Source organism: Micromonospora sp. IBHARD003, assembly GCF_056106285.1.
Genome location: NZ_JBWBBX010000001.1, coordinates 99,378 through 119,017, shown reverse-complemented (window position 1 = coordinate 119,017; position 19,640 = coordinate 99,378). Strand labels below are relative to the sequence as shown.

Below are 19,640 nucleotides of genomic sequence, written 5' to 3'. Positions count from 1 at the left end.
TCAAGCCGCCGTCCCAACCCGACACCTGCAGAGGAGTCACCGTCGGCACGACGGCGAGAATCACGTTCGCGCAGTACAGCGGGCACGTGAAACACCGCCATGAGGCAGGAGCGCGCCCGCACCGCTCCGCAGCAGGCGTCAAGAACGCCGCGAAGTCCTCGGCGACCGAGCACGGCAGGGAGCCCGATGCGCTCAACGTCTCCTCACTCGCAGCCCGTGCTGCGGCTTACCCCGGCTGGACCAGCGCGATGATCTCGACCCTGGTTGGCGTGATCACGGCGTCGGAGCCGATATGGATAGCCTCATATACAGGCTGAGCGCACTGACCTTCGGTCACTCAAAACCCGTCCGGCACCCGGCAAACCGACTCCGACAGGCGATCTGGGTCACCGGTCGGATCCGTGGCTCAGGCGCGGGAACGGCTCATGAGCCCGCTCCACCAGCCGGGTCGTGTCCCCGAGAGCGAGGCGTGACGGTCCCGCTCCGACGCAGCCGCAGCACGCTGTCCGGCAGCAGCCGGCTCGCAGCGGACGCCGCTGTCGCCAGTCGTGCGGTGGGGAGCAGTTCGAGCTGCTCACACTGCCAGCCGCCGGTTTCGAAGGCGGACAGGTCGGTAAGGCCGTGCATCTCCAGCGGCACCCCGGCAATCTGCGAGGCACGAGCGAGGCTGCGCGCGGAGTCTGCGGAGAGCACGTCGCAGATCCAGCTCGTGGCCGTGCCCAGGCGCGCCACCGCGGCGGCGAGCCCACGGACGGAGTGCTGCGGCAGATAGGTCAGCAGCCCCTCCGCAAGGATCACGCAACGCCGCCCGGCGGTGCGCGGCAGCAACAGGCCGGCGAGCCCTTCGGCGTCCCGCAGGTCGCTGCGCAGCCGCTCGACAGGGACTGGGGCGTCAGCCGTAGGAAGAAGGCGGTCCTTGAGGTCGAGTACCGAAGCCGTGTCCACTTCGATCACCCGGCAGTGCCCCGGCCAGTGCATCCGGAAGGGGCGGGCGTCGAAGCCCGCACCGAGGTTGACGCAGGTGTCCACCTCCTCCCGCCTCAACAGCTCGGCCAGCATGCGGTCGACGAGCACTGTGCGTGCCACCACGACCGCCGTCCCGGCGGTGTTCCGTGTGACTCCGCGGACTGCCGCGGGGCAGAGCTCTGCGAACCGGGCCGCGAACGGATCGTCGAGGGTGCTGTCCGGATCGGAGGTCGCCCGGGCCCGGCCGACGGCGGTCAGGAACGCGGTGGCGGGCACATTGCCGGCCAGGATGTCTTCGGCGGACACGGGGCTACTCCCAGCGGAACAGCCGCACGGCGGCGGCTCCCGCGAGCACCAGGAGGCCGGTCAGTACGCCGACATCGAGGGCGACGTTCGTGGCGCTGTCCAGCCAGGCGTGCTGAAGGAGTTTCACGGCATAGGTCGCCGGTACGGCATCGCTGATCGTCTTCATCGTGGAGGGGAAGATCTGCAGCGGGATCGTCGCCCCGGAGAGGAAGATCATCGGGAAGTAGACCAGATTCGCCACGGCCGTCGCCGCCCGTTCCGAGGGCGCAACGGCCGCGACGACCCCGCCTATCGCGTACATCACGAGCGTCGCGAGCACCAGCGCTCCTGCGGCGGCCACCGCCGCGCCGGCCGTGTCCGGAAGGTGCAGGCCGAAGAAGAGGTAACCGGTCGCGACCAGCAGCACGGCGCCCAGCAGGCTGAGTGCGACGTTTACCAACCCCTGGGCGATCAGCAGGGCCGGGGCGCCCAACGGCGTCGCACGGAAGCGCTTGAGGACTTTGCGGTCCCGGTACTCCGCCAGACCGAGCGGAAAGCTCATCAGCCCGGTGACCGAGACCACCAGGACCAGGTAGGCGGGCACCGACATGTCCACCGTGCCCCGCCCGTCGAGCTGGCTGGAGGGCTCGTTGCCGTAGATGCCGCCGAACATGCACAACATCAGCACCGGAAAGCCGAGCGCGAAGAAGACCGGCGCGAAGTTCCGCGTCATGCGCCGCGCTTCGAACCCGACGACCTGCCAGAGCAGTCCCATGTCTCAGCTGCCGCCCTTCTCGGTGGTGCCCTGCACGGCTTCTGCGCGGCCGGTTGCCGCACTGTCGGCACCGATGCCGACCAGCTTGAGGTAGGCGTCCTCGAAGGTCGGTGCCCGGTGGCTCACCGCGGAGGGCGGCAGGCCGGCCGCCACCAGGTGCTGGAGAACGCGGTCGTAGTCCGTCGGGAAGCGCGCCGCATATTCGACCCGACGGTCCGTCCCGGCAGGCAGCCGGGCCAGCCCGAGTGCGTCGAGACGCCGCTCGATGCCGGGAGCCGCGTCGACGTCGACCGAGACGGTCGCCGGTCCGCCGTGTGCCGCGGTCAGTCGTCCAGGGGTGTCCAACGCGATCAGTTCACCGCCGCGCAGTACGCCGACCCGCCCGCACAACGCCGCCACCTCGTCCATCGAGTGCGAGGTGAGCAGTACCGCGACGCCACGCGCGGCCAGATCGAGGACGGCGCGCCACGTGCCCCGCCGCTGCTCCGGGTCGAGGCCGGTGGTCAGTTCGTCGAGGACCACCAGCCGCACATCGCCGATCTGCGCCAGGGCCAGCGCGAGGCGCTGGCGCATGCCCCCGGAGAGCTCCGTGATGAGACTGCGCCGTCGGTCGGCGAGGTTGAACGTGTCCAGCAACCGAGCTGAGGCCCCCGGGGCGGAGTAGATGGCCTCGTACAGGTCGCACAGTTCACCGACCCGTGCGCGGCTGGGGAACTGCGACTCCTGCAACTGCATGCCGATCAGGCGATTGACAGCCGGCCGATCGCGGTGCGGATCCAAGCCGCAGACGGAGATCGAGCCGTTGCGCACGGGTCCGCGCAGACCGGCGACCGACTCGACGATCGACGTTTTGCCCGCGCCGTTGGGCCCGACCAGCCCGAGGATCTCCCCGGGGCTCACCTGGAAGGACACATCGCGCACGGCGACGAGGGAGCCGTAGGCGACGTGCAGCCGCTCGACCCGCACCACCGGGCCGCTCTCCGCTTCCGCCGCCGGTCGAGGCGCGAACGTACGGGATCGCTTCTCTGTCACAGGCTCAGCCTCCTGGGTGCTGCTGACGAAGCGCGCGCACCGGAGCCGGCGCTCAGATGGGTGTAGAACCCGGCGAAGGACATATGCAGGACCAGTGCCGGCAGGATGCTTCCGGTGGCGGCGGTCAGCAGGCTGCCGACGGTGCCGAGGCTCAGGCTGGACGCGCCCAGGACGTAGGCCTGGACCCGGGTGGAGACCAGGACGACCTGGCCGGCCGCGAACAGCACGGTGCTGAACGCCGCGGCGAACACCAAACCGCTGCCGGCCGAGCCGAGCCCCAGCAGGACGGCGCCTCGGAACACCAGCTCCTCGACCAGCGCGGCCACCGCCGGGATCACCCAGCGGAAGTGCCGGGGCAGGGCGAGGATCGAGGAGATCCACTGCACCCGTGTGATCTCTCCCGGCACGTCCACCCGAGGGTTCGCCCGGTACAGCAGCGAGACGCACAGGATGTTCAGGCTCGACGTCCCGCACACCGCGAGCAGCAGGGCGAGCACCGCGCCGGCCGTCGGCCGCCCGACGAGTTGCCGGACGGAGAGCTCTGCGAACGCCCCGAGCAGAGCCAGCGCCGCTGCGCCCAGCAGCAGGTAGAGTGCCGTCCCGAAGAGCGCGAAAGCCGCGTCGGGGCGCAGCCCCGTCCTGTCCGCCAGCCACAGCCCCACCCGTCGACGACGCGCGGGATCCCCGAACGGCAGCCGGTACAGCGCCAACCAGCCGCCGACCGTCGCGACGCACAGGCCCGCGTACTCGGGCACACTCATCGCCGGACCACCTGACGTCGTGCCAGGGCATGGACCGTCAGGTTCTGCCCGAGGTGTGCGAGGACCGGCACGAGCAGGCTGCCCGAGGCGACCAGCAGCACCCCGAACACCAGCCCGGACAGCGTCTTCTGGAGCACCGCGAGGCCACCGAAGAAGAGATGCCCGAGTGCGTAGCCGACCGCCGCGCAGCAGATCGCCGACCACGTGGCCAGGTGCAGCCACTGTTCGAGGGCGCCGATCCACAGCCCCCGGTACAGCAGTTCTTCGGCCACCGCGGTGAGGAGGACCGACGCCAGGTAGCCGGGGCCCGCCGGGGTGCCTGCCGGGACGGACAGGTGCAGGCTGCGTGCCCCGCGCAGAAGTTCCGGCACGGCTCCGAGCGCGAACTCGGCCCCGACCAGTACGGCTCCGGCAACGATCGCGACCACGAGCCAGGCAAGGCTCGTGCGCCACGCGCCGATGCGGTCCGGCACCATGTGCCCGGACGCCGCAACGGCGACGGCCAGCCCGGTGACGACCAGGTACGCGAGGGGAACACCGACGGTGGCTGTCCGTGTCCGGACCCCAGCGGTGCCCGTATCGCCGCGGAACGAGCCCGCGATGCGAACCAGTTCGGCAGGTGCCACAGTCGCCACCAGCACCAGGCCCTCAAGGGAGCGGGTGTGGGACCACATGTGTCACACCCCCGTAGCTGCGCATCCGGGGATGGCGGCTCGCCGGGAACCCGGGAAGGCACATGCTCAGCAGTTCCGGGACGAGCACCCGGATCACCTTCCACGGGGTGTCCGCCAGCGCCGGCGGAGTGATGTCCAGGTAGCCCGCCCACTCACTGATCGCGGCCACCTCGGCGAGCAGCTTGCGGAGCGCCGTCTCGCCGTCAGGACCATAGGTATCCACCGAGTTGAGGTTCAAACGCCCGGCGGTGCGGCTCTCGACGGCGGCGAGCTTGCGCTCGGCGTCGTTCGGGACGGCGAAGTACAGCACGTTGGTGTCGAGATCCGTGAACGCCGAACTCGACTGCGCGAAATGCACGTTGGGGAGGTCGAAGACGGTGCTGAACATACCGATGGCGAGGATGGCCGTCGCTTCGGCCGCCCCGCGCAGCAGTGCCTGGCGCGGATCCGGATCGGCCTGCAGCCCGAACGCGATGTACGGCAGCTCCCGGTCGCGCCGCACCAAGGTGACGCCCACATTGGGCAGCGACAGCTCCGGCCTGGTCAAGTACGTCGCCCGGACCTCGTACGGCCCGTCCGGCCGCAGCCCGGCGGCCGCGAGCAGTTCGCGCCCGTCCGCGTCCTGCTCGATGACGGGGGCCTTCGCGTCGGTGTACCAGTTGAGGATGAACGCATCGATCTGCACGGCCTCGACCAGGGCGCCGAGCAGCGCCTTGTCGAGCGACACATGGGCGGCCGTGCCGGTCGAGAAGGACGGGGTGAACAACATGTCGCCGTACTCGGCGTTGCTGCGGAAGCCCAGGAAGAACAGCTGCGCGGGCAGGTAGACCTCCTCGCCCTGCCGGGTGAGCGACGGGCAGGCGATCCACGCGATGACGTCGTCCTCCGTCGGCAGTTCGGGCGAGCAGCGGTGCAACATGCCCGCGATGCGCTCCTGTTGGGCGGCGTCGAAGATCCCGAGCAGCTCCACCGGCATGCAGCGGTGCCGGGAGGACAGCGAACGGTAGGAGGCGTACTCGATGCGGTGCTGGAAGAGGGGCATCGCCATCATCGCGGCGTACCGTTCGACCGACTCGCCGGTGAGCCGGGTCACCGCCTCCTCGTTGGTCGACCCGTAGCCGGCGAGGTGGTACTGCATCTGCATATGAGGGTCCCGCAGCGCCAGCCGGTGGTACTGGGGCATCGCCGCGGTCGCCGATCGCAGGTGCGGTTCGCCCGCGACCGCGGCCGGCGACACCAGCATGCCGGGGAGGATACCGCCCTGGTTGCCGCCGATCCGCGCGTACCGGGCGAGCGCGGTGGTCATCCCCGGGTAACCGCGGGTCGGGATGGGGCTCATCGCGGTCCCCCGAGCGCATCGCGGACATGGCGGTCGATGACGACCCGACTGCTGAAGTTGATCTCCTCCACGATGTCCCGTGAAACGTGTCCGCAGGCCGGACAGGTGCCTATCCGCAGCACGTCCTGCGCCTGCATCTCATACGTCGGCAGGTAGATGCTCAGCGCACGGCCGAGGAAGCGGGAGGTGCCCAGCGAGCGGAGCAGGACGGCCTCGTTGACCAGGAAGGCGCAGAGCAGCCACTCGATCCCGTTCGGGCCGGTCCCCGTCTTGGGCACGGCGGCGCCGACGAACGCGTGGTAGCCGATGTGGTCTTCCAGGCGGGCGAGCGAGCGCTGCTCGAAGCACTCCAGGCAGCCGGTCCGCGGGCTCTCGGCGCCGACCACCGTGGCGAACGGGCCGTCGAGCAGCCCCACCACCACCGGCTTCTCCAGGTGGCAGGCGAGGCGGTTGAGATTGCGCAGTGTCAGCATCGAGGCCTGGCTGATACAGACAACCAGTGAGTCGCAGTGCTCGACGTACCCACTGAGCCGCTTGAGCGTGTCGGCCGCAGCCAGGCCGTCCATTCCCGACGTCAAGTCGGCAACGCCCAGCTCGGTGGTGAATTCGGCGGGCAGCAGTTCCACCGGCGCCCCGAGGGACTCCGTCTGCCGGGACACATAGGCGGCAGCGCTGGGCGAGTCGGCGACGAAGGCGACCGTGGCCCCGGAGGACTCAGGCGTGCCGAAGAGATCCAGGTTCCCGAGCAGCGCCCGTGCCATCTCGGTGCCGTGTTCCGAAGGGCGGTCGTGGGCGAGGAAGCCTGCCTGCCGCAGCTCGTTCACCGCCAGCCGCAGGTTCGCCCGCTCGACGGGGGAGAGGCCGCCGGCCCCGTCGAAGGACCCGTCGGCCGTCCCGCCCGCGGCCAGCCTTTCGAAGAGCGCGGTCATGGCGGCACGGACCGCCGGGGACTCCGCCCGCAGGTCCACGGTCACCTCGGAGAAGTTCCATATCCCCCAGCGCAGCCGGATGACACCCGGCTCGACGGGCAGTAGCCGTACGGATGGGGCCAGGACGATGCCCGGCTCGGAAGCTGCAACGGTCATTGCCGGTTCTCAGGCCTCTCCGTGTCCGACGAGCGTGAAATGGACGACATGGCGTGACGTACCGTCGTATCCCAGGGTCTTCTCGAGGGTCTGCTTGTCGTAACCGCCCTGGTCGCAGGCGATCATGCCGAGGGCGGTGCGGGCCAGATGGATGTTCTGGGAGATACCGCCGACCTCGATCAGGGCGAAGACAAGCCCGCTGTCACCGTACTTCTGCGAATTGACGTACAGGTCGTAGACGTACACGAGCGCGAAGGCGACCTTGTCGAGCTCCACGTCCGCGGTCCACAGCTGCCGTGCCAGGTCCACCGGCACCCGGGTCCGGTGCAGCGGATACAAGGTGTGGCTCTGCGGCTGGTACTCGTACGCGCCCGGTGCCAGTCCCTTGACATGCTGTGCGAGGACGGCGAGGCGGACCGGGTACAGGCCGCCACCGGACGGCACGGTGCGCAGCGACACCGCGGCACCGGCGTCCGGAGCGGTCGGGACCGGCAGGCTGCCCGTGACGCCCTGCCCGTGCCACAGCACGGTGGCCAGCTCGTCGAGCGTGGCGGGCCGGCCCGAGAACTGCCGCTCACTTCGCCGGCCGGCCACGATCGAGGTGAGTCCGCCCTTCAGTCGGCGGTGCTCCGGCAGCGCGATGGCACGGTCCTCCCGCTCCCGCAGATCGCTGTGGGCGCTGGAGAGCACCGCGTCGTGCGAGTAGAAGCGCGAGACGCCCAGCTGCATGCCCAGATCCCGGCCGCTGCGGCGATGGTTCAGCAGCAGCTCCTCGCCGACGAATCCGTCCACGGCCTGACTCCACCTGCCCCGCACCACTGCTTCCGGCGCACGTACCACGGTGGTCGCGCTGTATACGGAGACCGATGTGTGCTGCTGACCGAACGCCCCTGCGGCGGCCAGGTGGCTTTGCTGGTCGAGATATGCGGAGACGGCTTCCTGGGAGTCTTTGAGTGACATCCTCGGGCCCTTCACTCACTGAGTGGCGTGGAGATCGATCCGGAGCGGGCGTGCGCCGGTGCAGACGCGTCGGACGGGACCGCCAGGGTCCCGCCCGACGCGATTCGGCTACCAGCTACAGCAGGACGTGCACGAGCAGTTGCCACCGCCACACGTCGTGCTGGCACCCGGCGCGACCTGGACGAACGCACCACCGGTGGCAGTGCTGCCGACCTGGCTGGAAAAGCTCAACATGTTCCTTCACCTCCAATCGGGATGGGAGGAGCGGAAATGCCGTGTTACCGAGCGGTTCGGAGGCTAGCAGTCACGGCGCATCACCGGGAATGGTTGAGCAGCATCCAATTAGCGGAGCGCGCTCCCCAAGTGCCCTGAGGAGTAGGGGAGTTGACGAACGATATGCATCACCGGTGACCGCGCTTCCCGGACTTTGGACGGGCAGCAGCTTCGCCCAGCAGGAGCCCGGACACCCGACATCAGCCGCAACGCACTCGCGGACACGGAACTACCCGGCACCCGGCGGCGGAGCCGTGCTTTCCCGCAACACGAGCCGCGTAGGCACAAGCGTCGTCCCCCGCTCGGTGCAACGCTGCCGCATCTTCCGCAACAGGGTCTGCACACACAACTGCCCGACCCCGGCGAAGTCCTGATGCACGGTGGTCAGCGGAGGCAGAAAGGAACTCGCCTCGGGAATGTCGTCAAAACCGATGACGCTCACATCCTCCGGCACCCGCCGCCCCCGCTCATGCAACGCCCGCAGCAACCCCAGCGCCATCTGATCGTTCGCGGCGAAGACAGCCGTACAGTCCGAGCGACCCGCAAGTTCGAGCCCCGCGTGATACCCGGACTCCGCCGACCAGTTCCCCCGGATGAGGGGCGGCGCCGCACGCCCCGCCTCGGCGAGCGTGGCGCGCCACGCATCGGTACGGCGCCGTGCCGCGAACGAATCCGCGGGCCCGGCCAGATGCCACACCGTGTCGTGCCCGAGGTCGAGCAGATACCGCACAGCGGTACGGCTTCCACCCGCCTGGTCGGTGTCGACGACCGTGTAGTGCTCCCCGGCGTCGGAGTCGACGACGAGGACGTGTACATACGGCGGCAGCGTGATCGTCGTGGCGTCCAGGAGATGCACTTCCATGATGACGATCACCGCGTCGACGGCCAGTTCCTCGAGCCGGGTGAAAGCGCCCCGCACTTCGTCCTGCGTGGGCACCGCGACCGGCAGCAGCGTCACCGCGTACCCCTCGGCGGCGGCGGAGTTGGCGATCGCCTCCAGCGTGCGGACGTTTCCCGTCGAGGACAGCGAGAACGTGATCACCCCGATGGTCCGGAACTCCCCGCGCTTCAGTGCGCGAGCGGCGCTGTTGGGCCGGTAGCCGAGTTCCTTCATCGCGTCGAGCACCTGCTGCCGGGTCTCCTCGTTCACGCCGGGATAACCGTTGGAGACCCGGGAGACCGTCTGCGATGAGACCCCCGCGAGGCGGGCCACGTCGGCCATGGAGGCGGTGGTTCTGGCACGTCCCGTCTTGTTGGCAGGGGTTCTTTCAGCCATGTCCACGGTGTCCCCACCTCTCCGTCCGCGTAGGCGTCACCGTCTGCTCCAACGGGGCCCTTGACCATAGTTCTCACGGCAGTGTAGACATGCCGCCGTCAGATGTTTACGTAAACATGACAACATGTCGACCTCTCGTGCGTGGCGGATGTTTGCGTAAACATCGCGAGGGCGGTGAAGCGATCGGAAGTCTCCTCACGACACCCCCGGTTCCAGGACTGCACGAGCGAGGAACAACATGACGACGCTGCGACCGACGCCGGCACCACCCCCGCCGGCGAGACGGGACCGCAGCTCCTGGACGGGATGGCGTTTCATCGGTCCGTTCGTGGCCGTGTTCGCCCTGTCACTGCTCGCCCCCGGCATCGTGACCGTGCTGCTGTTCACCACGGGCGCCACCTGGAACAACGACGTCCTTCCTCTGACCATGCCGAAGGACGCGGACTGTTCCCTGCTGACTCCCGGCCCGGAGCGTCTGGAACTCCCAGGTGACGACCGCCGGCGGCGACGTGATCGACAACCGTGTGATCGCCGGTTCGCTCCTCACCGTCACGCCGCCGATCACCGCGTTCCCGCTGCCGCAGAAGTACTGGCAGTCGGGTCTCACCACGAGAGCGTCAGGGAGTGATCCACGGCCCTGCGGCCGCCCCAAGCCCCACGTTTGCCCAGCACCGCCCTTGCACGACCCCCGCCCTCACCAGTCCCACCCACGGAGAAGTGGAAGCACCATCATGCGAAGAACGACCAGCCGCCTGCTGCGCGGCCTCGCACTCCTCTCGACCCTGGCGCTCGGCGCCACCGCCTGCGGCAGCTCGAACGACAGTTCCGACACGAAGGCGCCCGCCGGGAAATTCCAGGCGGCTCTGAGCAAGGGCGGCACGGTCACGGTCTGGGCCTGGGAGCCCACGCTGAAGACGGTCGCGGCCGACTTTCAGAAGAAGTACCCCAAGGTCAAGATCAAGCTGGTCGGCGAGCGGTCCGGCGACAAGCACTACGCCGCTCTGTCCGGCGCGATCGCCGCCGGCAAGGGTGTGCCGGACGTCGCGCAGGTCGAGTACTTCGCGTTCGGCCAGTACTCACTCACCGACGGCCTCAGCGACTTGGCCCCGTACGGGGCGGACGAGCTCCCCAGCAGGTACACCTCGGGTCCGTGGAACGCGGTGAGCGACAGCGACAAGGTGTACGGCCTGCCGATGGACTCCGGACCGATGGCGCTGTTCTACAACAAGAAGGTATTCGACAAGTACAACATCGCCGTCCCGACCACCTGGGACGAGTACCTAGTGGCGGCCCGCAAGCTGCACAAGGCCGACCCGAAGGCGTACATCGCCAACGACACCGGCGACGCGGGCTTCACCACCTCCCTGCTGTGGCAGGCCGGTTCGCGGCCCTACCAGCTCGAAGGCACCAAGGTTGAGATCGACTTCGATGACGCGGGTGCCAAGAGGTTCGAGGCCGTCTGGCAGAAGCTGATCAGCGAGAAACTGCTCGCCCCGATCACCAACTGGACCGACGACTGGTACAAGGGCCTCGGCGACGGCACCATCGCCACCCTGGCCACCGGCGCATGGATGCCCGCCAACTTCGTCACCGGCGTTCCTAACGCCTCCGGCGACTGGCGTGCGGCGGAGATGCCGGCCTGGACCAAGGGAGACAAGACGAGCGCGGAGAACGGCGGCTCGTCCCTGACGCTGCCCGCGCTCGGCAAGAACAAGGAACTCGCCTACGCCTTCGTCGAGTACGCCAACGCCGGTGACGGTGTCGCGACCCGCATGAAGGAGGGCGCCTTCCCGGCGACCAACGCGGAGCTGGAGTCCACGGAGTTCAGGAACAAGGAATTCCCGTACTTCGGCGGCCAGAAGGCCAACGAGATCTTCGCCGAGGCGGCCGCAAACGTCGCCGACGACTGGTCGTACCTGCCCTTCCAGTCCTACGCCAACTCGATCTTCGACGACACGGTCGGCAAGGCCTACGTCTCGGACACCACGCTGGCGGAGGGGCTGAAGGCATGGCAGGACGCCTCGCTCAAGTACAGCAAGAAGCACGGCTTCTCCGTCGAGAAGTAGCACTCGGCAGGCAGGAGAGAAGCGCCGGGCGGCGCGGCACCCGTGCCGCGCCGCCCGGCCACGCCCGCCCGCGAGCTGGGGCCGCACGAAGGGGCCGGTGTGCGCCGGCCGGCGCGGCGGTGGCCGTCAGATGTCGTCCGGGGAGATCGTGGAGCGGGTCTTCTCGCCGCCGTCGGCCGTCCGCATACAGCCGTTGTGGGGGAGGCCCCTGTGAGCCTGCCGGGCCCCCTCTCCCGGGTGGACAGTACGGGCCCCCGGTCGTGAGCTGCCCAGCAGCCCCCGCGGATGGAAGCCCGTGTCCCAACCCGTGCGCCAGGCCATGACAGAAATCGCTGCAACCGGTCACAGACCGGCGACGTCCCTGGCCTTCTTGAACACGGAGTCGAGCGCGTCCACCACGGCGTTGTGCCGCTTCGCGCGCGCTGCCCGGTCCACCGGCACCAGTCGTGCGGCGGCCTGCACGGCGTAGGCGTCCGGGTCGCCGAACGCAGTCTGCGGGTGCTCTCCCGTATCCTCGCACCGGGCCGTGACTTCCTTGACCGCCTGGAGCACGACTGCCCGGTCCACGCCCGGCTGCGTGACCAGCCGTACCTGGAAACGCGCCATCCACTTTTCGCGGTCCTTCTCCCTCGCCGCGTCCGTCGTCCGGTCCTTCTTCGCCATGTGTTCTCCCGGGTGATCGCAATCGTCCGTTGTGGAGTGGGACGCCGGGGCATCGAAGTGGGTTGCGTAACCGAGACTCTGATGAGTCTCCGGTGGCTACAGAGGGAGACACACGAGGGCACGCGACGCCTCCACCCTGGGCCACCGAGTCGTCATGGTCACCGACGCCGACGCCACCGGCTGCGACCAGGACCACAACGCCACTCTCCACACCGACTACCGCTCCTTCGCCGACTCCGGCCAACGACAGAGTGATTGCCCTGATCGAGGGAGAAGCGGAGCCCGACTGAGTGAAACAGCGCAGCATTCGCACAAGGTGTCGTCGTGTGCTGGTGGGCGTTCTGGAGGGGTTTGCCGGCTCCCGGGGACGAGGGCGCCTGTCACTCGGATGCGGTGGGCGAGCCGGATCTGAGAGTGTCCGGCCCGCACCGCACCGATCGTTGGGGGAGTGTCAGTCCGCCGAGCGGGGAGTTTTCCCGCCGGGCGGGGTGGGCCACACCGGGGCCAGGCCGCTGAGGAGGGCCTTGTGGTAGGAGCGCACGAGCGCGGGTACCGCGTCGAGGACGGCGATCAGCCGCTCCGCTCCGTCCGTGGCCGCGCGGGCCTCCAGTTCCTCGAAGACCATGACCCCGTCGCGGATCGCCGAGCGTAGATCCTCGAGAAACGCCAGGTCCTGCGTCCGCACCTCGACGCAGACCGCTTGCAGCGCCGACCAGGTGGACTCGTCCACGGCGGCAGGGTCGCCGTCGACGGACCGGTAGGCGGTGCGGAAGTCCTCCGCGAAGCGGGCCGCCGCGAGGGCGTCGGGTTCGGACATGGTCCGGGTGAGGACGCTGCCGAGGTCGCGTGTGAGGCCCTGCGGTGCGGCGAGCGCGGTGGTCAGCGCCCACAGCGAAGGGAGTTCCTCCGTCAGCACGGCCTCGTAGTAGCTGCCCAGGAAGCGCTGGTGCGTGTTGGATGCGTACTGCACCTTCAGCGCGTTGAGTCCTTCCGGGTCGTCCCCGCGGGTCATCGCCCCCGCCATGAAGCCCCAGTCGTTGGCGAGGGCGTTGGACATCGCGGTGAGCAGGTGCAGCAAGCGGACCCAGCAGCGGTAGAGCTCGTCCAGCGATATCTCGACGGCGTCATGGCCCGGGGGTACGGCGGTACCGCGCTGGTCGCCGAGGTCAAGCGGGCGGACGGTGCCGATCCGGTACATCGCGAGCATCGCGTTGATCTCGCTGTTCTCGTGGTGCAGTACGGCCCGGTACTCGGTGGTGGCGTCCAGGCCGATGTTCTCGGTGAGGATGCGCGGGCCTCCGGGGTGTAGATGGAGGAACTCCGTCAGGTCGTAGACCTCGCCGTCGAGGATCATCCACTGCCCGGCCTCGGCGGTGGTGTGCCGCGCCACCTCCGAGACGTCGTACGCCGTGCCGTCGGCCCCCGCCGGGGTCCATGAGCTGAACACGTCCTGCATGTAGCGGCCTTCGGCGACCAGTCGGCGCAGTACGGTCTCGGGCCGCTCACCGGGGCCGGAGAAGCGGGTGGCCACCTGGTTGAGGGCCGCCATGACGCTCTCGGCGAACTCGGCGCGCCCGCAGACGTAGAAGTGGGCTCCCTGTCCACCGTCCTCCTCGCTGCGCAGCAGGTCCCACAGGGTCCGCTGGGCCTTCGGGTCGTCGGCGAGGACATCGTGCAGGCGCCCGGCGGGGGTGGTGACCGTGCGGGCCGGCTCACCGAATCCCGCGCGTACACCGCCGTCCTCGGCGGAGAACGCGACGTAGAGGGCGAGTTTGCCCTCCGCCAGTGCCGAGTGGATGTCGGGCTCGCCATAGAGATGGCGGTGTGTCCGGGTGCCGAAGAACAGCCAGTTCGGCCCGGCCGCGGGGTCGGTCCGGCGGTGTGCCAGGAAGCTCAGGAAGGGGGAGACGCCCACTCCGGCGGCGAACATGACGACGGGGCGGGAGCTGTCCCGTGGCAGGCCGAACCGGCTGGGCCGCACCAGTTGGAGCGGGACCGCATCGGACGCCCCGGCCGAGGTGAGATAGCCGGAGGCGGTGCCCAGCAGTTCGGCCGCAGGTCCGCGCGGGCTGTCGTCGTCGGCCTGGTGGCTCAGTCTGGCAACGGTGAGCCGGACCTCCTCGGAGACCTCCCCGTCACCGTGTGCCGGGGCCGAGGAGACCGAGTACATCCGGAAGTCCTCCGGTGGCACGATCCGGGCCAGTGACCACTCGTCCCGGACACCAGCGCTCAGCAGTCGGTGGACGGGATGGCCTTCCTCGGTCAGCAGGGCCAGCGCGTCGGACAGCTCCCACTGCGCCAGTCCCCGGCTTCCGGCGACGGCTCGCAGGCCCGGGGACCCGGTGATCGCCAGCAGTGAGCCGGCCAGGTCGCCGGTCAGCGGACGGAGCTTGGCGTAGGACAGGAAGGTCCGCACCGGCAGGGTGTCCGTGGACAGCGGGTGCCGGGCGCGGTAGCGGATCGCCTCCCGCCAGGCGGCGGTGAGCGGTATCTCCTCCTCGCCGGTGGCACCGAGCGCCCGCAGTGTGGCCTCGACCGTCTCCGGCCGGTTGGTGGGCAGCACCCCGCAACGGTCACCAGGACGGTAGAGGGCACCGGTCTCGGCGGCGTCCAGCACCACATGGGTGACGTCGCCCTCCTCGGCGGCCGGCGTCCGGGTGCGTATCCGCGCGTGCTGAACGTGCGGCGGGAGCTCCTTGTAGCGTTCCAGGCGGGTCTCCTCCAGGATCTCGTCGAGGGTCTTCCAGTGCTGCTCCTTGAAGCCGCCGACGATGCCCGTGATGGTCTTGGACCGGCCGACCTTGAAGGCCAGTTCCAGGAAGCCGTAGACCTTCATCCGGTGGGTGCCGAGATAGCCCTTCTTACCGGCATAGGCGTCGAACAGTGTGGAGAACAGGTTCTGCAGGCGCCTGTCACCGCTCGAGGCGACGTAGTCGCGCACCGAGACTTCTTCCACCGCCTCGATGAAGGCGATGTGATGGGGCGGGAACCACTCCCGCAGTTCCGCGACTTCCTTGCCGAGCCGGGACTGCTTGTGTTTGCGGCCGAGGAAAGCATCCATGAGATGGAAGACCGGGGACGCCTCGCCTCCCGGCCCCGCGGTGCCGGCCTTGATCGGTACCGCCAGCGGGGCGACGGTGTTCGCCCACACCACCTGGTCGACGTAGGTTGCCGACAGCGGGTTGGGGTCGACCTTGCGGAACGACAGCTCGGTGATGTCGCGCCAGGTCCGCAGCATCAGCGACAGTTCGGCGGAGAGGGCGTCACGGTCATCGCGGGCCACGGCCTCCTGGGCGCGTACCACCGCCGTGACGATGGGCGCTGACCGGGCGAGGATCTCGACCTGCGCCAGGTAGAAACGTTTCTCCTCGCGGTTGTCCACGCTGGGTACGAGAAGCTCCATATTCTCGACCTGGTAGGGATCCGGCAGATTCTCGTCGCGCAACAGATGGTTGTACACGATGAGGTCGTTGTACGACATGTGCGGTTCGCGGCGGTCGAGTCGTTCACTGATCTGAGCCCAGGGCACGGTGATCGAGGGCGGCAGCCCGTCGTCGGGCAGCACCTCCACGCGCACGAAGGCATGGGCGAAAACGCTCATTGCCACCGACGCCCGCCAGACGAATGCGTCGGGGAGGTCTTCCGGACCGGCGCCGAGTACCGGCATGTCGCGGAGCGTCTGACGAAGGGTCACCGTGCGCCACAGCTCCGGCATGCGCGCGATCACCTCGTCCCATGCCGCGTGGCTCGCCGGGAAGGACCGCACGGTGGGGAGCTTCGGCATGAAGCCGGACGAGGAGGAGAGGAAGCCCTTCAGTTCGTGGCCGTATGCCTCGTTGTACTCTTCGGCGGACTCCAGCACACTCCGGCTCGGCACCGCGGGGTCATCGGTGGAGCGGGTGCTCTCGGGCGTCTGGTGGATAAGGGAATCGGTCATCGTGCGGCTACTCTCCGATGGCGAGCCGGCGGGCGGTGCGGCACGAGGAACGCATCCACGCACCGCGAGGTGGGAAAGGCGGCCCAGTTGTCCGTCCGGCGTGTGTGATGCCTTTGGGGGGAAGAGTGGCGATCTCTCACATTGGTTGCCCGCGCGGCGAAAAGCCGGAACGCGCGGATGGTCCGTCAAGGGGCGGGATCACTGTGTGTCAGCTCGCTGAGGCGCTGCGGGACGGGGGCCGGCAAGGGAAGATGCGGGCGAGAGCGGGAAGCCACTTGTGCTCGTTGCACAGCAGCGCGTCCGCGGACAGCGTCGCCCAGCACAGCCGGACGGCGAGATCGTCGCCGAGCCGTCACAGCGTGGAAATCGGTTGGTGTCAGTGGCGGCACGTACGGTCTGCACATGGTTGATCAGTGGGCAGGGATACGCGAACGCGTTGTGGCGTCGGGCGTGCCGGTGGCCTTCGCCCGCTGGTACACCGGCTGGCCGGAGAGGTCCGAGCACACGGTACTGCCGACACCGTCGGACGTCTGCCGCGGTCCTCGGCCGCTCGCCGGGTGACCCGGCCGGCACCCCGGTCGTGCTGGGGCGGGACATGCGGCCGGTGGAGCCGTTGTGCTCATGGTTCCGGTATCTCGTCCATCTGGGGCGGGGTCCGGAGACGATGTGTTCGTACGCGCACGTCGTGCTGCGGCCGGCCGAGTGCCTCGCGTCGCGGGGGACCGATCTGCTCGCGGCGGGGGAAGCCGACCTGCACGCCTATCGCCGGCAGCGGCTCGATGTCCAAGCGGTCCCGATCCGTCCGGTGACGTGGGACCGGGAGGCGGCGACGGTCACCGCAGCTGGTTGAATGCCTGGTCGGCGTCGGCTACGGCCTCGGGGTGGACGTCGCGGGCGGTTCGACCGTCGGCGATCTTCTGCCAGTTGGTCTGGGCGAGCACGCGTTGGACCGCGAGTACCTGGGCGGCTCGCAGGCGTGCCTGGATGCCTTCGCCGAGGGCGTCCGCCAGTGCCTCTTCGTCCTCGAGCTGGTATCGCGTGAGCCGTCCCGTCAGGCTCGGTGTGGTGAACACCAGCCGATGGAACGCCACCACCTCGGGATGGTCGTTGAGGCCGGTGACGGGGTCGTACCGATCGAGGCCGGCCCGGAAGTGCCGGTGCAGCGCTGTTACCGGCTTGGTGCCGGAACTGCGGTCACGTACGAGGCGTGCGGCCTCGCCCTGGTGGTCCGCGAACCGGTGCAGCACCAGGTCTTCCTTGGTGGGGAAGTACCGGAAGAGGGTCGGCTTGGAGATCTCGGCTGCCGCGGCGATGTCGTTGACCGAGACGCGGTCGAAGCCGCGCTCCAGGAACAGTGAGATGGCTGCGTCGGCGATGGCGTCGTGCGTCCGCGCCTTCTTGCGGGCCCGCAGTCCCGTCTGCTGGTTCATCTGACCACCGTAACATTCGTGACCGGGTTGCGTTTTTAACCGAGTAACGTTCTCATGGGCGGCATGAATCGGACAGACATTCCTCCCGTGCTCGTAACCGGGGCGACGGGCCGGGTCGGCCGCGTCGTCATCGACCAACTCCTCGACGCGGGCGTGCCGGTCCGCGCCCTTACCCGTCGCCCCGAGGCGGCGGCGACGCTGCCGGCGAAGGTCGAGGTCTTCACCGGCGACCTCACCGTGCCCGAGTCGCTCGACCCTGCATTGAATGGCGCCGGTGCGGTCTTCCTCGTCTGGACCGCCCCACCTCAGACCGCCGAGGCAGTCGTCGAGCGGCTGGCAGCCCGCGTGCGGCGGGTCGTCTTCCTCTCCTCCCCGCATCAGACGCCGCACCCCTTCTTCCAGCAGCCCAATCCCATGGCGGTGCTGCACGCCGACATCGAGCGACTCATCGAGGCCACCGGACTGGAGTCGACGATCATCCGGCCGGGGATGTTCGCGTCGAACTCGCTTGCCTGGTGGGCGCCTGCGATCCGGGCCTGCGAAGTCGTCCGGTGGCCTTACAGCGCTGCCGAGTCGGCGCCGGTCGACGACCGCGACATCGCAGCCGTCGTGGCGCGGACGCTTTGTGAGGACGGATACGTCGGAGGCGACTACGTCCTTACAGGCCCCGAATCGCTGACCCAAGCCGCGCAGGTGGACGTCATCGGTGATGCCCTGGGACGCCGGATCGCATTCGAGGAGATGACGCCAGACGAGTTCCGGAGCCTGTGGGAGGGTACGGTGCCCAGCTCCGCCGTCGACATGCTGCTCGCCGCGTGGAGCGCGGCGGTCGGGCAGCCCGCGTACGTCACCACTGCGGTGGCTGACATCCTCGGGACGGCGCCGCGAACGTTTCGCCAGTGGGGTGTTGACCACGCCATCGCGTTCACGGAGGGTTCGCAACCTCGTCAACCGTGACCTCGCCCCAGGCAGCAGCCCTCAGTCCGCCGTCGCCCCGGCCCTCGCCCCCGGAACAGATCGTCGTCGACCGTGGAGGGGAGCACCGGCGTGAGGCGCGCTACCGTCACCGGCCTGGTCTGCGACGGCCGGTGGCGAACGAAGACGGCTCCCAACGCAGGCGCACGCCGGTGGCGCGCGCGATAGCACGCAAGTGCGGACCCGTGTTGCCGATGTACCAGATCGATCGGTCCGCGTGCGGCCAAGCGTAGGCGGGGACACCGTCGTCCAGCAGGCCCGTCAGCCGAGGCTGGCCCAGAGACGCGGCAGAGAACGCGTAGAGTGCCGGCAGCCGTGGGGCGATCAGACCGTAGTCGAGCATGCGGGCGAGAGGGTGCTCGTCGAGGACGGTCTCCTCGACGGGCGTGCTCACCGGGTAGTGAGGCGGGAAGGACCGGCCGAGGTCGAGGAACATCTGGACGCTCCGGTGGCGCGGGTCGGCCAGCAGAGGGCCCAAGGGAGCCAGCGGCCCGAGCGCGAGTCCCGGCCGCACCAGCATCGCATGGGTGAACAGGACGCGGAGGAGTGCGACGTTCATCATGAACCGCTCCACGCGCTGCTCGGCCGCGGCCAGGTCCTCGTGCTCCAGGTAGCCGGCGACGATGCTGGCGTTGTGCGCGCGGTACCAGCGTCCCGGTGAGGGCGCGCGGATGAACTCCACCCAGGACTCGACGCTCCGGGCACTGGCTGCACCCGAGCCTTCGGTGTACAGCAGGTGGGCCTCGGTCTTGTCGCGCAGCAGCCGTTCGTTGACGGCGCGCCACCAAGGGCTGCCCGGTGGATCGGCGGTTTGCGGTGCGAGTACGCCACGGGCCAGTGACCAGCGCATGAAACTCAGCTCGGCACGGCCGTACCGCCGGCGAGGGCCTGTGGCGAGCCGATAGAACTCCTGCGCCAGCGCGTAACGTCCGGTCGGCTCGTCTCGCACGTGCGCAATCCGTTGTTTCGCGCGTGAGGCGGCGTCAGCCACGACTGTTCGATCGAATCGGCACTTTGTGACCGCCCTTGTGGATCTGGTCTCACGACTGGCGCTTTGTCCGTGCAGGTACGGTCTCGGCGCGGAACACCGCATGACCGTATCGCGACGCGGACGCATTGCACCGGATCGAGCGCGGGCGGCAC

The 19,640-nt window shown here is 69.1% G+C and carries 20 protein-coding genes and 1 pseudogene; 6 read left to right on the top strand and 15 right to left on the bottom strand.

Annotated features, from left to right (window positions below):
• The first annotated feature begins 86 nt into the window (after positions 1-86).
• The gene (locus ACTWOL_RS00505; protein ID WP_474293077.1) at positions 87-317 is read left to right on the top strand and encodes a hypothetical protein; all 231 of its coding nucleotides are present in this window, start codon (positions 87-89) and stop codon (positions 315-317) included.
• A gap of 106 nt (positions 318-423) precedes the next feature.
• Here ACTWOL_RS00505 and ACTWOL_RS00500 read toward each other — a convergent pair whose 3' ends face one another.
• The 9 genes from ACTWOL_RS00500 to ACTWOL_RS00460 all read right to left on the bottom strand — a co-directional run bounded on the left by ACTWOL_RS00500 (position 424) and on the right by ACTWOL_RS00460 (position 9,426).
• The gene (locus ACTWOL_RS00500; RefSeq protein ID WP_474293074.1) at positions 424-1,272 is read right to left on the bottom strand and encodes a class I SAM-dependent methyltransferase; all 849 of its coding nucleotides are present in this window, start codon (positions 1,270-1,272) and stop codon (positions 424-426) included.
• 4 nt (positions 1,273-1,276) lie between these two features.
• Complete coding sequence (locus ACTWOL_RS00495) at positions 1,277-2,026, bottom strand: ABC transporter permease (RefSeq protein WP_474293072.1); 750 nt, start codon at positions 2,024-2,026, stop codon at positions 1,277-1,279.
• A gap of 3 nt (positions 2,027-2,029) precedes the next feature.
• Positions 2,030-3,058: an ABC transporter ATP-binding protein gene (locus tag ACTWOL_RS00490; protein ID WP_474293070.1), complete on the bottom strand. Its 1,029-nt coding sequence runs from the start codon at positions 3,056-3,058 to the stop codon at positions 2,030-2,032.
• The gene (locus ACTWOL_RS00485) at positions 3,055-3,819 is read right to left on the bottom strand and encodes a CPBP family glutamic-type intramembrane protease (RefSeq protein WP_474293068.1); all 765 of its coding nucleotides are present in this window, start codon (positions 3,817-3,819) and stop codon (positions 3,055-3,057) included. Before ACTWOL_RS00485 ends, ACTWOL_RS00490 begins: the two co-directional genes overlap by 4 nt.
• Entirely contained in the window at positions 3,816-4,493 is a 678-nt protein-coding gene (locus ACTWOL_RS00480) for a lysostaphin resistance A-like protein (RefSeq protein ID WP_474293066.1), read from the bottom strand. Before ACTWOL_RS00480 ends, ACTWOL_RS00485 begins: the two co-directional genes overlap by 4 nt.
• A complete protein-coding gene (locus tag ACTWOL_RS00475) occupies positions 4,468-5,832 on the bottom strand; it encodes a YcaO-like family protein (protein ID WP_474293064.1) in 1,365 nt (454 codons plus the stop codon). Before ACTWOL_RS00475 ends, ACTWOL_RS00480 begins: the two co-directional genes overlap by 26 nt.
• Positions 5,829-6,917, bottom strand: a complete 1,089-nt coding sequence (locus tag ACTWOL_RS00470; RefSeq protein WP_474293062.1) for a hypothetical protein — start codon at positions 6,915-6,917, stop codon at positions 5,829-5,831. The genes ACTWOL_RS00475 and ACTWOL_RS00470 overlap by 4 nt, the downstream gene beginning before the upstream one ends.
• 9 nt (positions 6,918-6,926) lie before the next feature.
• Entirely contained in the window at positions 6,927-7,877 is a 951-nt protein-coding gene (locus ACTWOL_RS00465; RefSeq protein WP_474293060.1) for a SagB/ThcOx family dehydrogenase, read from the bottom strand.
• 502 nt (positions 7,878-8,379) lie between these two features.
• Positions 8,380-9,426: a LacI family DNA-binding transcriptional regulator gene (locus tag ACTWOL_RS00460; protein ID WP_474293058.1), complete on the bottom strand. Its 1,047-nt coding sequence runs from the start codon at positions 9,424-9,426 to the stop codon at positions 8,380-8,382.
• A 238-nt stretch (positions 9,427-9,664) separates the two neighbouring features.
• On the opposite strand from ACTWOL_RS00460, the gene ACTWOL_RS00455 reads away from it, so the two are divergent.
• Together ACTWOL_RS00455 and ACTWOL_RS00450 are read left to right on the top strand one after the other, a co-directional pair.
• Positions 9,665-10,054, top strand: coding sequence for a hypothetical protein (locus ACTWOL_RS00455; protein ID WP_474293056.1), 390 nt, complete (start codon positions 9,665-9,667; stop codon positions 10,052-10,054).
• A 103-nt stretch (positions 10,055-10,157) separates the two neighbouring features.
• Entirely contained in the window at positions 10,158-11,492 is a 1,335-nt protein-coding gene (locus ACTWOL_RS00450) for an ABC transporter substrate-binding protein (RefSeq protein ID WP_474293054.1), read from the top strand.
• A 126-nt stretch (positions 11,493-11,618) separates the two neighbouring features.
• Here the strand turns inward: ACTWOL_RS00450 and ACTWOL_RS00445 are convergent, their stop codons facing one another.
• The 4 genes and pseudogenes from ACTWOL_RS00445 to ACTWOL_RS00430 all read right to left on the bottom strand — a co-directional run.
• The gene (locus tag ACTWOL_RS00445) at positions 11,619-11,813 is read right to left on the bottom strand and encodes a hypothetical protein (RefSeq protein WP_474293052.1); all 195 of its coding nucleotides are present in this window, start codon (positions 11,811-11,813) and stop codon (positions 11,619-11,621) included.
• A 21-nt stretch (positions 11,814-11,834) separates the two neighbouring features.
• Positions 11,835-12,155 (bottom strand): hypothetical protein, encoded by a 321-nt coding sequence (locus tag ACTWOL_RS00440; protein ID WP_474293050.1) that lies wholly within the window; start codon positions 12,153-12,155, stop codon positions 11,835-11,837.
• Between the two features lie 451 nt (positions 12,156-12,606).
• Complete coding sequence (locus tag ACTWOL_RS00435; protein WP_474293048.1) at positions 12,607-16,092, bottom strand: cytochrome b5 domain-containing protein; 3,486 nt, start codon at positions 16,090-16,092, stop codon at positions 12,607-12,609.
• Positions 16,093-16,310: 218 nt separating this feature from the next.
• A pseudogene (locus tag ACTWOL_RS00430) lies at positions 16,311-16,444 on the bottom strand (aminoglycoside phosphotransferase); the annotation flags it as partial.
• Between the two features lie 50 nt (positions 16,445-16,494).
• Here ACTWOL_RS00430 and ACTWOL_RS00425 point away from each other — a divergent pair.
• On the top strand, positions 16,495-16,653 hold the full coding sequence (locus ACTWOL_RS00425) for a hypothetical protein (RefSeq protein WP_474293047.1): 159 nt from the start codon (positions 16,495-16,497) through the stop codon (positions 16,651-16,653).
• A gap of 34 nt (positions 16,654-16,687) precedes the next feature.
• Complete coding sequence (locus ACTWOL_RS00420) at positions 16,688-16,942, top strand: hypothetical protein (RefSeq protein WP_474293045.1); 255 nt, start codon at positions 16,688-16,690, stop codon at positions 16,940-16,942.
• Here the strand turns inward: ACTWOL_RS00420 and ACTWOL_RS00415 are convergent.
• Complete coding sequence (locus ACTWOL_RS00415; RefSeq protein ID WP_474293043.1) at positions 16,926-17,522, bottom strand: TetR/AcrR family transcriptional regulator; 597 nt, start codon at positions 17,520-17,522, stop codon at positions 16,926-16,928. The two genes, ACTWOL_RS00420 and ACTWOL_RS00415, sit on opposite strands and share 17 nt — an antisense overlap.
• 54 nt (positions 17,523-17,576) lie before the next feature.
• Here ACTWOL_RS00415 and ACTWOL_RS00410 point away from each other — a divergent pair, with 54 nt between their 5' ends.
• A complete protein-coding gene (locus ACTWOL_RS00410; protein WP_474293041.1) occupies positions 17,577-18,479 on the top strand; it encodes an SDR family oxidoreductase in 903 nt (300 codons plus the stop codon).
• Positions 18,480-18,585: 106 nt separating this feature from the next.
• On the opposite strand, the gene ACTWOL_RS00405 is transcribed toward ACTWOL_RS00410, so the two are convergent.
• Positions 18,586-19,446: a hypothetical protein gene (locus tag ACTWOL_RS00405; RefSeq protein ID WP_474293039.1), complete on the bottom strand. Its 861-nt coding sequence runs from the start codon at positions 19,444-19,446 to the stop codon at positions 18,586-18,588.
• Between the last annotated feature and the right edge of the window lie 194 nt (positions 19,447-19,640).

Excerpts from the sequence above, each read along its gene's own strand:
- ACTWOL_RS00495 (WP_474293072.1), bottom strand. The coding sequence starts at position 2,026 with ATGGGACTGCTCTGGCAGGTCGTCGGGTTCGAAGCGCGGCGCATGACG.
- ACTWOL_RS00485 (WP_474293068.1), bottom strand. The coding sequence starts at position 3,819 with ATGAGTGTGCCCGAGTACGCGGGCCTGTGCGTCGCGACGGTCGGCGGC.
- ACTWOL_RS00480 (WP_474293066.1), bottom strand. The coding sequence starts at position 4,493 with ATGTGGTCCCACACCCGCTCCCTTGAGGGCCTGGTGCTGGTGGCGACT.
- ACTWOL_RS00475 (WP_474293064.1), bottom strand. The coding sequence starts at position 5,832 with ATGAGCCCCATCCCGACCCGCGGTTACCCGGGGATGACCACCGCGCTC.
- ACTWOL_RS00470 (WP_474293062.1), bottom strand. The coding sequence starts at position 6,917 with ATGACCGTTGCAGCTTCCGAGCCGGGCATCGTCCTGGCCCCATCCGTA.
- ACTWOL_RS00465 (WP_474293060.1), bottom strand. The coding sequence starts at position 7,877 with ATGTCACTCAAAGACTCCCAGGAAGCCGTCTCCGCATATCTCGACCAG.
- ACTWOL_RS00460 (WP_474293058.1), bottom strand. The coding sequence starts at position 9,426 with ATGGCTGAAAGAACCCCTGCCAACAAGACGGGACGTGCCAGAACCACC.
- ACTWOL_RS00455 (WP_474293056.1), top strand. The coding sequence starts at position 9,665 with ATGACGACGCTGCGACCGACGCCGGCACCACCCCCGCCGGCGAGACGG.
- ACTWOL_RS00450 (WP_474293054.1), top strand. The coding sequence starts at position 10,158 with ATGCGAAGAACGACCAGCCGCCTGCTGCGCGGCCTCGCACTCCTCTCG.
- ACTWOL_RS00445 (WP_474293052.1), bottom strand. The coding sequence starts at position 11,813 with ATGGCCTGGCGCACGGGTTGGGACACGGGCTTCCATCCGCGGGGGCTG.
- ACTWOL_RS00440 (WP_474293050.1), bottom strand. The coding sequence starts at position 12,155 with ATGGCGAAGAAGGACCGGACGACGGACGCGGCGAGGGAGAAGGACCGC.
- ACTWOL_RS00435 (WP_474293048.1), bottom strand. The coding sequence starts at position 16,092 with ATGACCGATTCCCTTATCCACCAGACGCCCGAGAGCACCCGCTCCACC.
- ACTWOL_RS00425 (WP_474293047.1), top strand. The coding sequence starts at position 16,495 with ATGGTTGATCAGTGGGCAGGGATACGCGAACGCGTTGTGGCGTCGGGC.
- ACTWOL_RS00420 (WP_474293045.1), top strand. The coding sequence starts at position 16,688 with ATGCGGCCGGTGGAGCCGTTGTGCTCATGGTTCCGGTATCTCGTCCAT.
- ACTWOL_RS00415 (WP_474293043.1), bottom strand. The coding sequence starts at position 17,522 with ATGAACCAGCAGACGGGACTGCGGGCCCGCAAGAAGGCGCGGACGCAC.
- ACTWOL_RS00410 (WP_474293041.1), top strand. The coding sequence starts at position 17,577 with ATGGGCGGCATGAATCGGACAGACATTCCTCCCGTGCTCGTAACCGGG.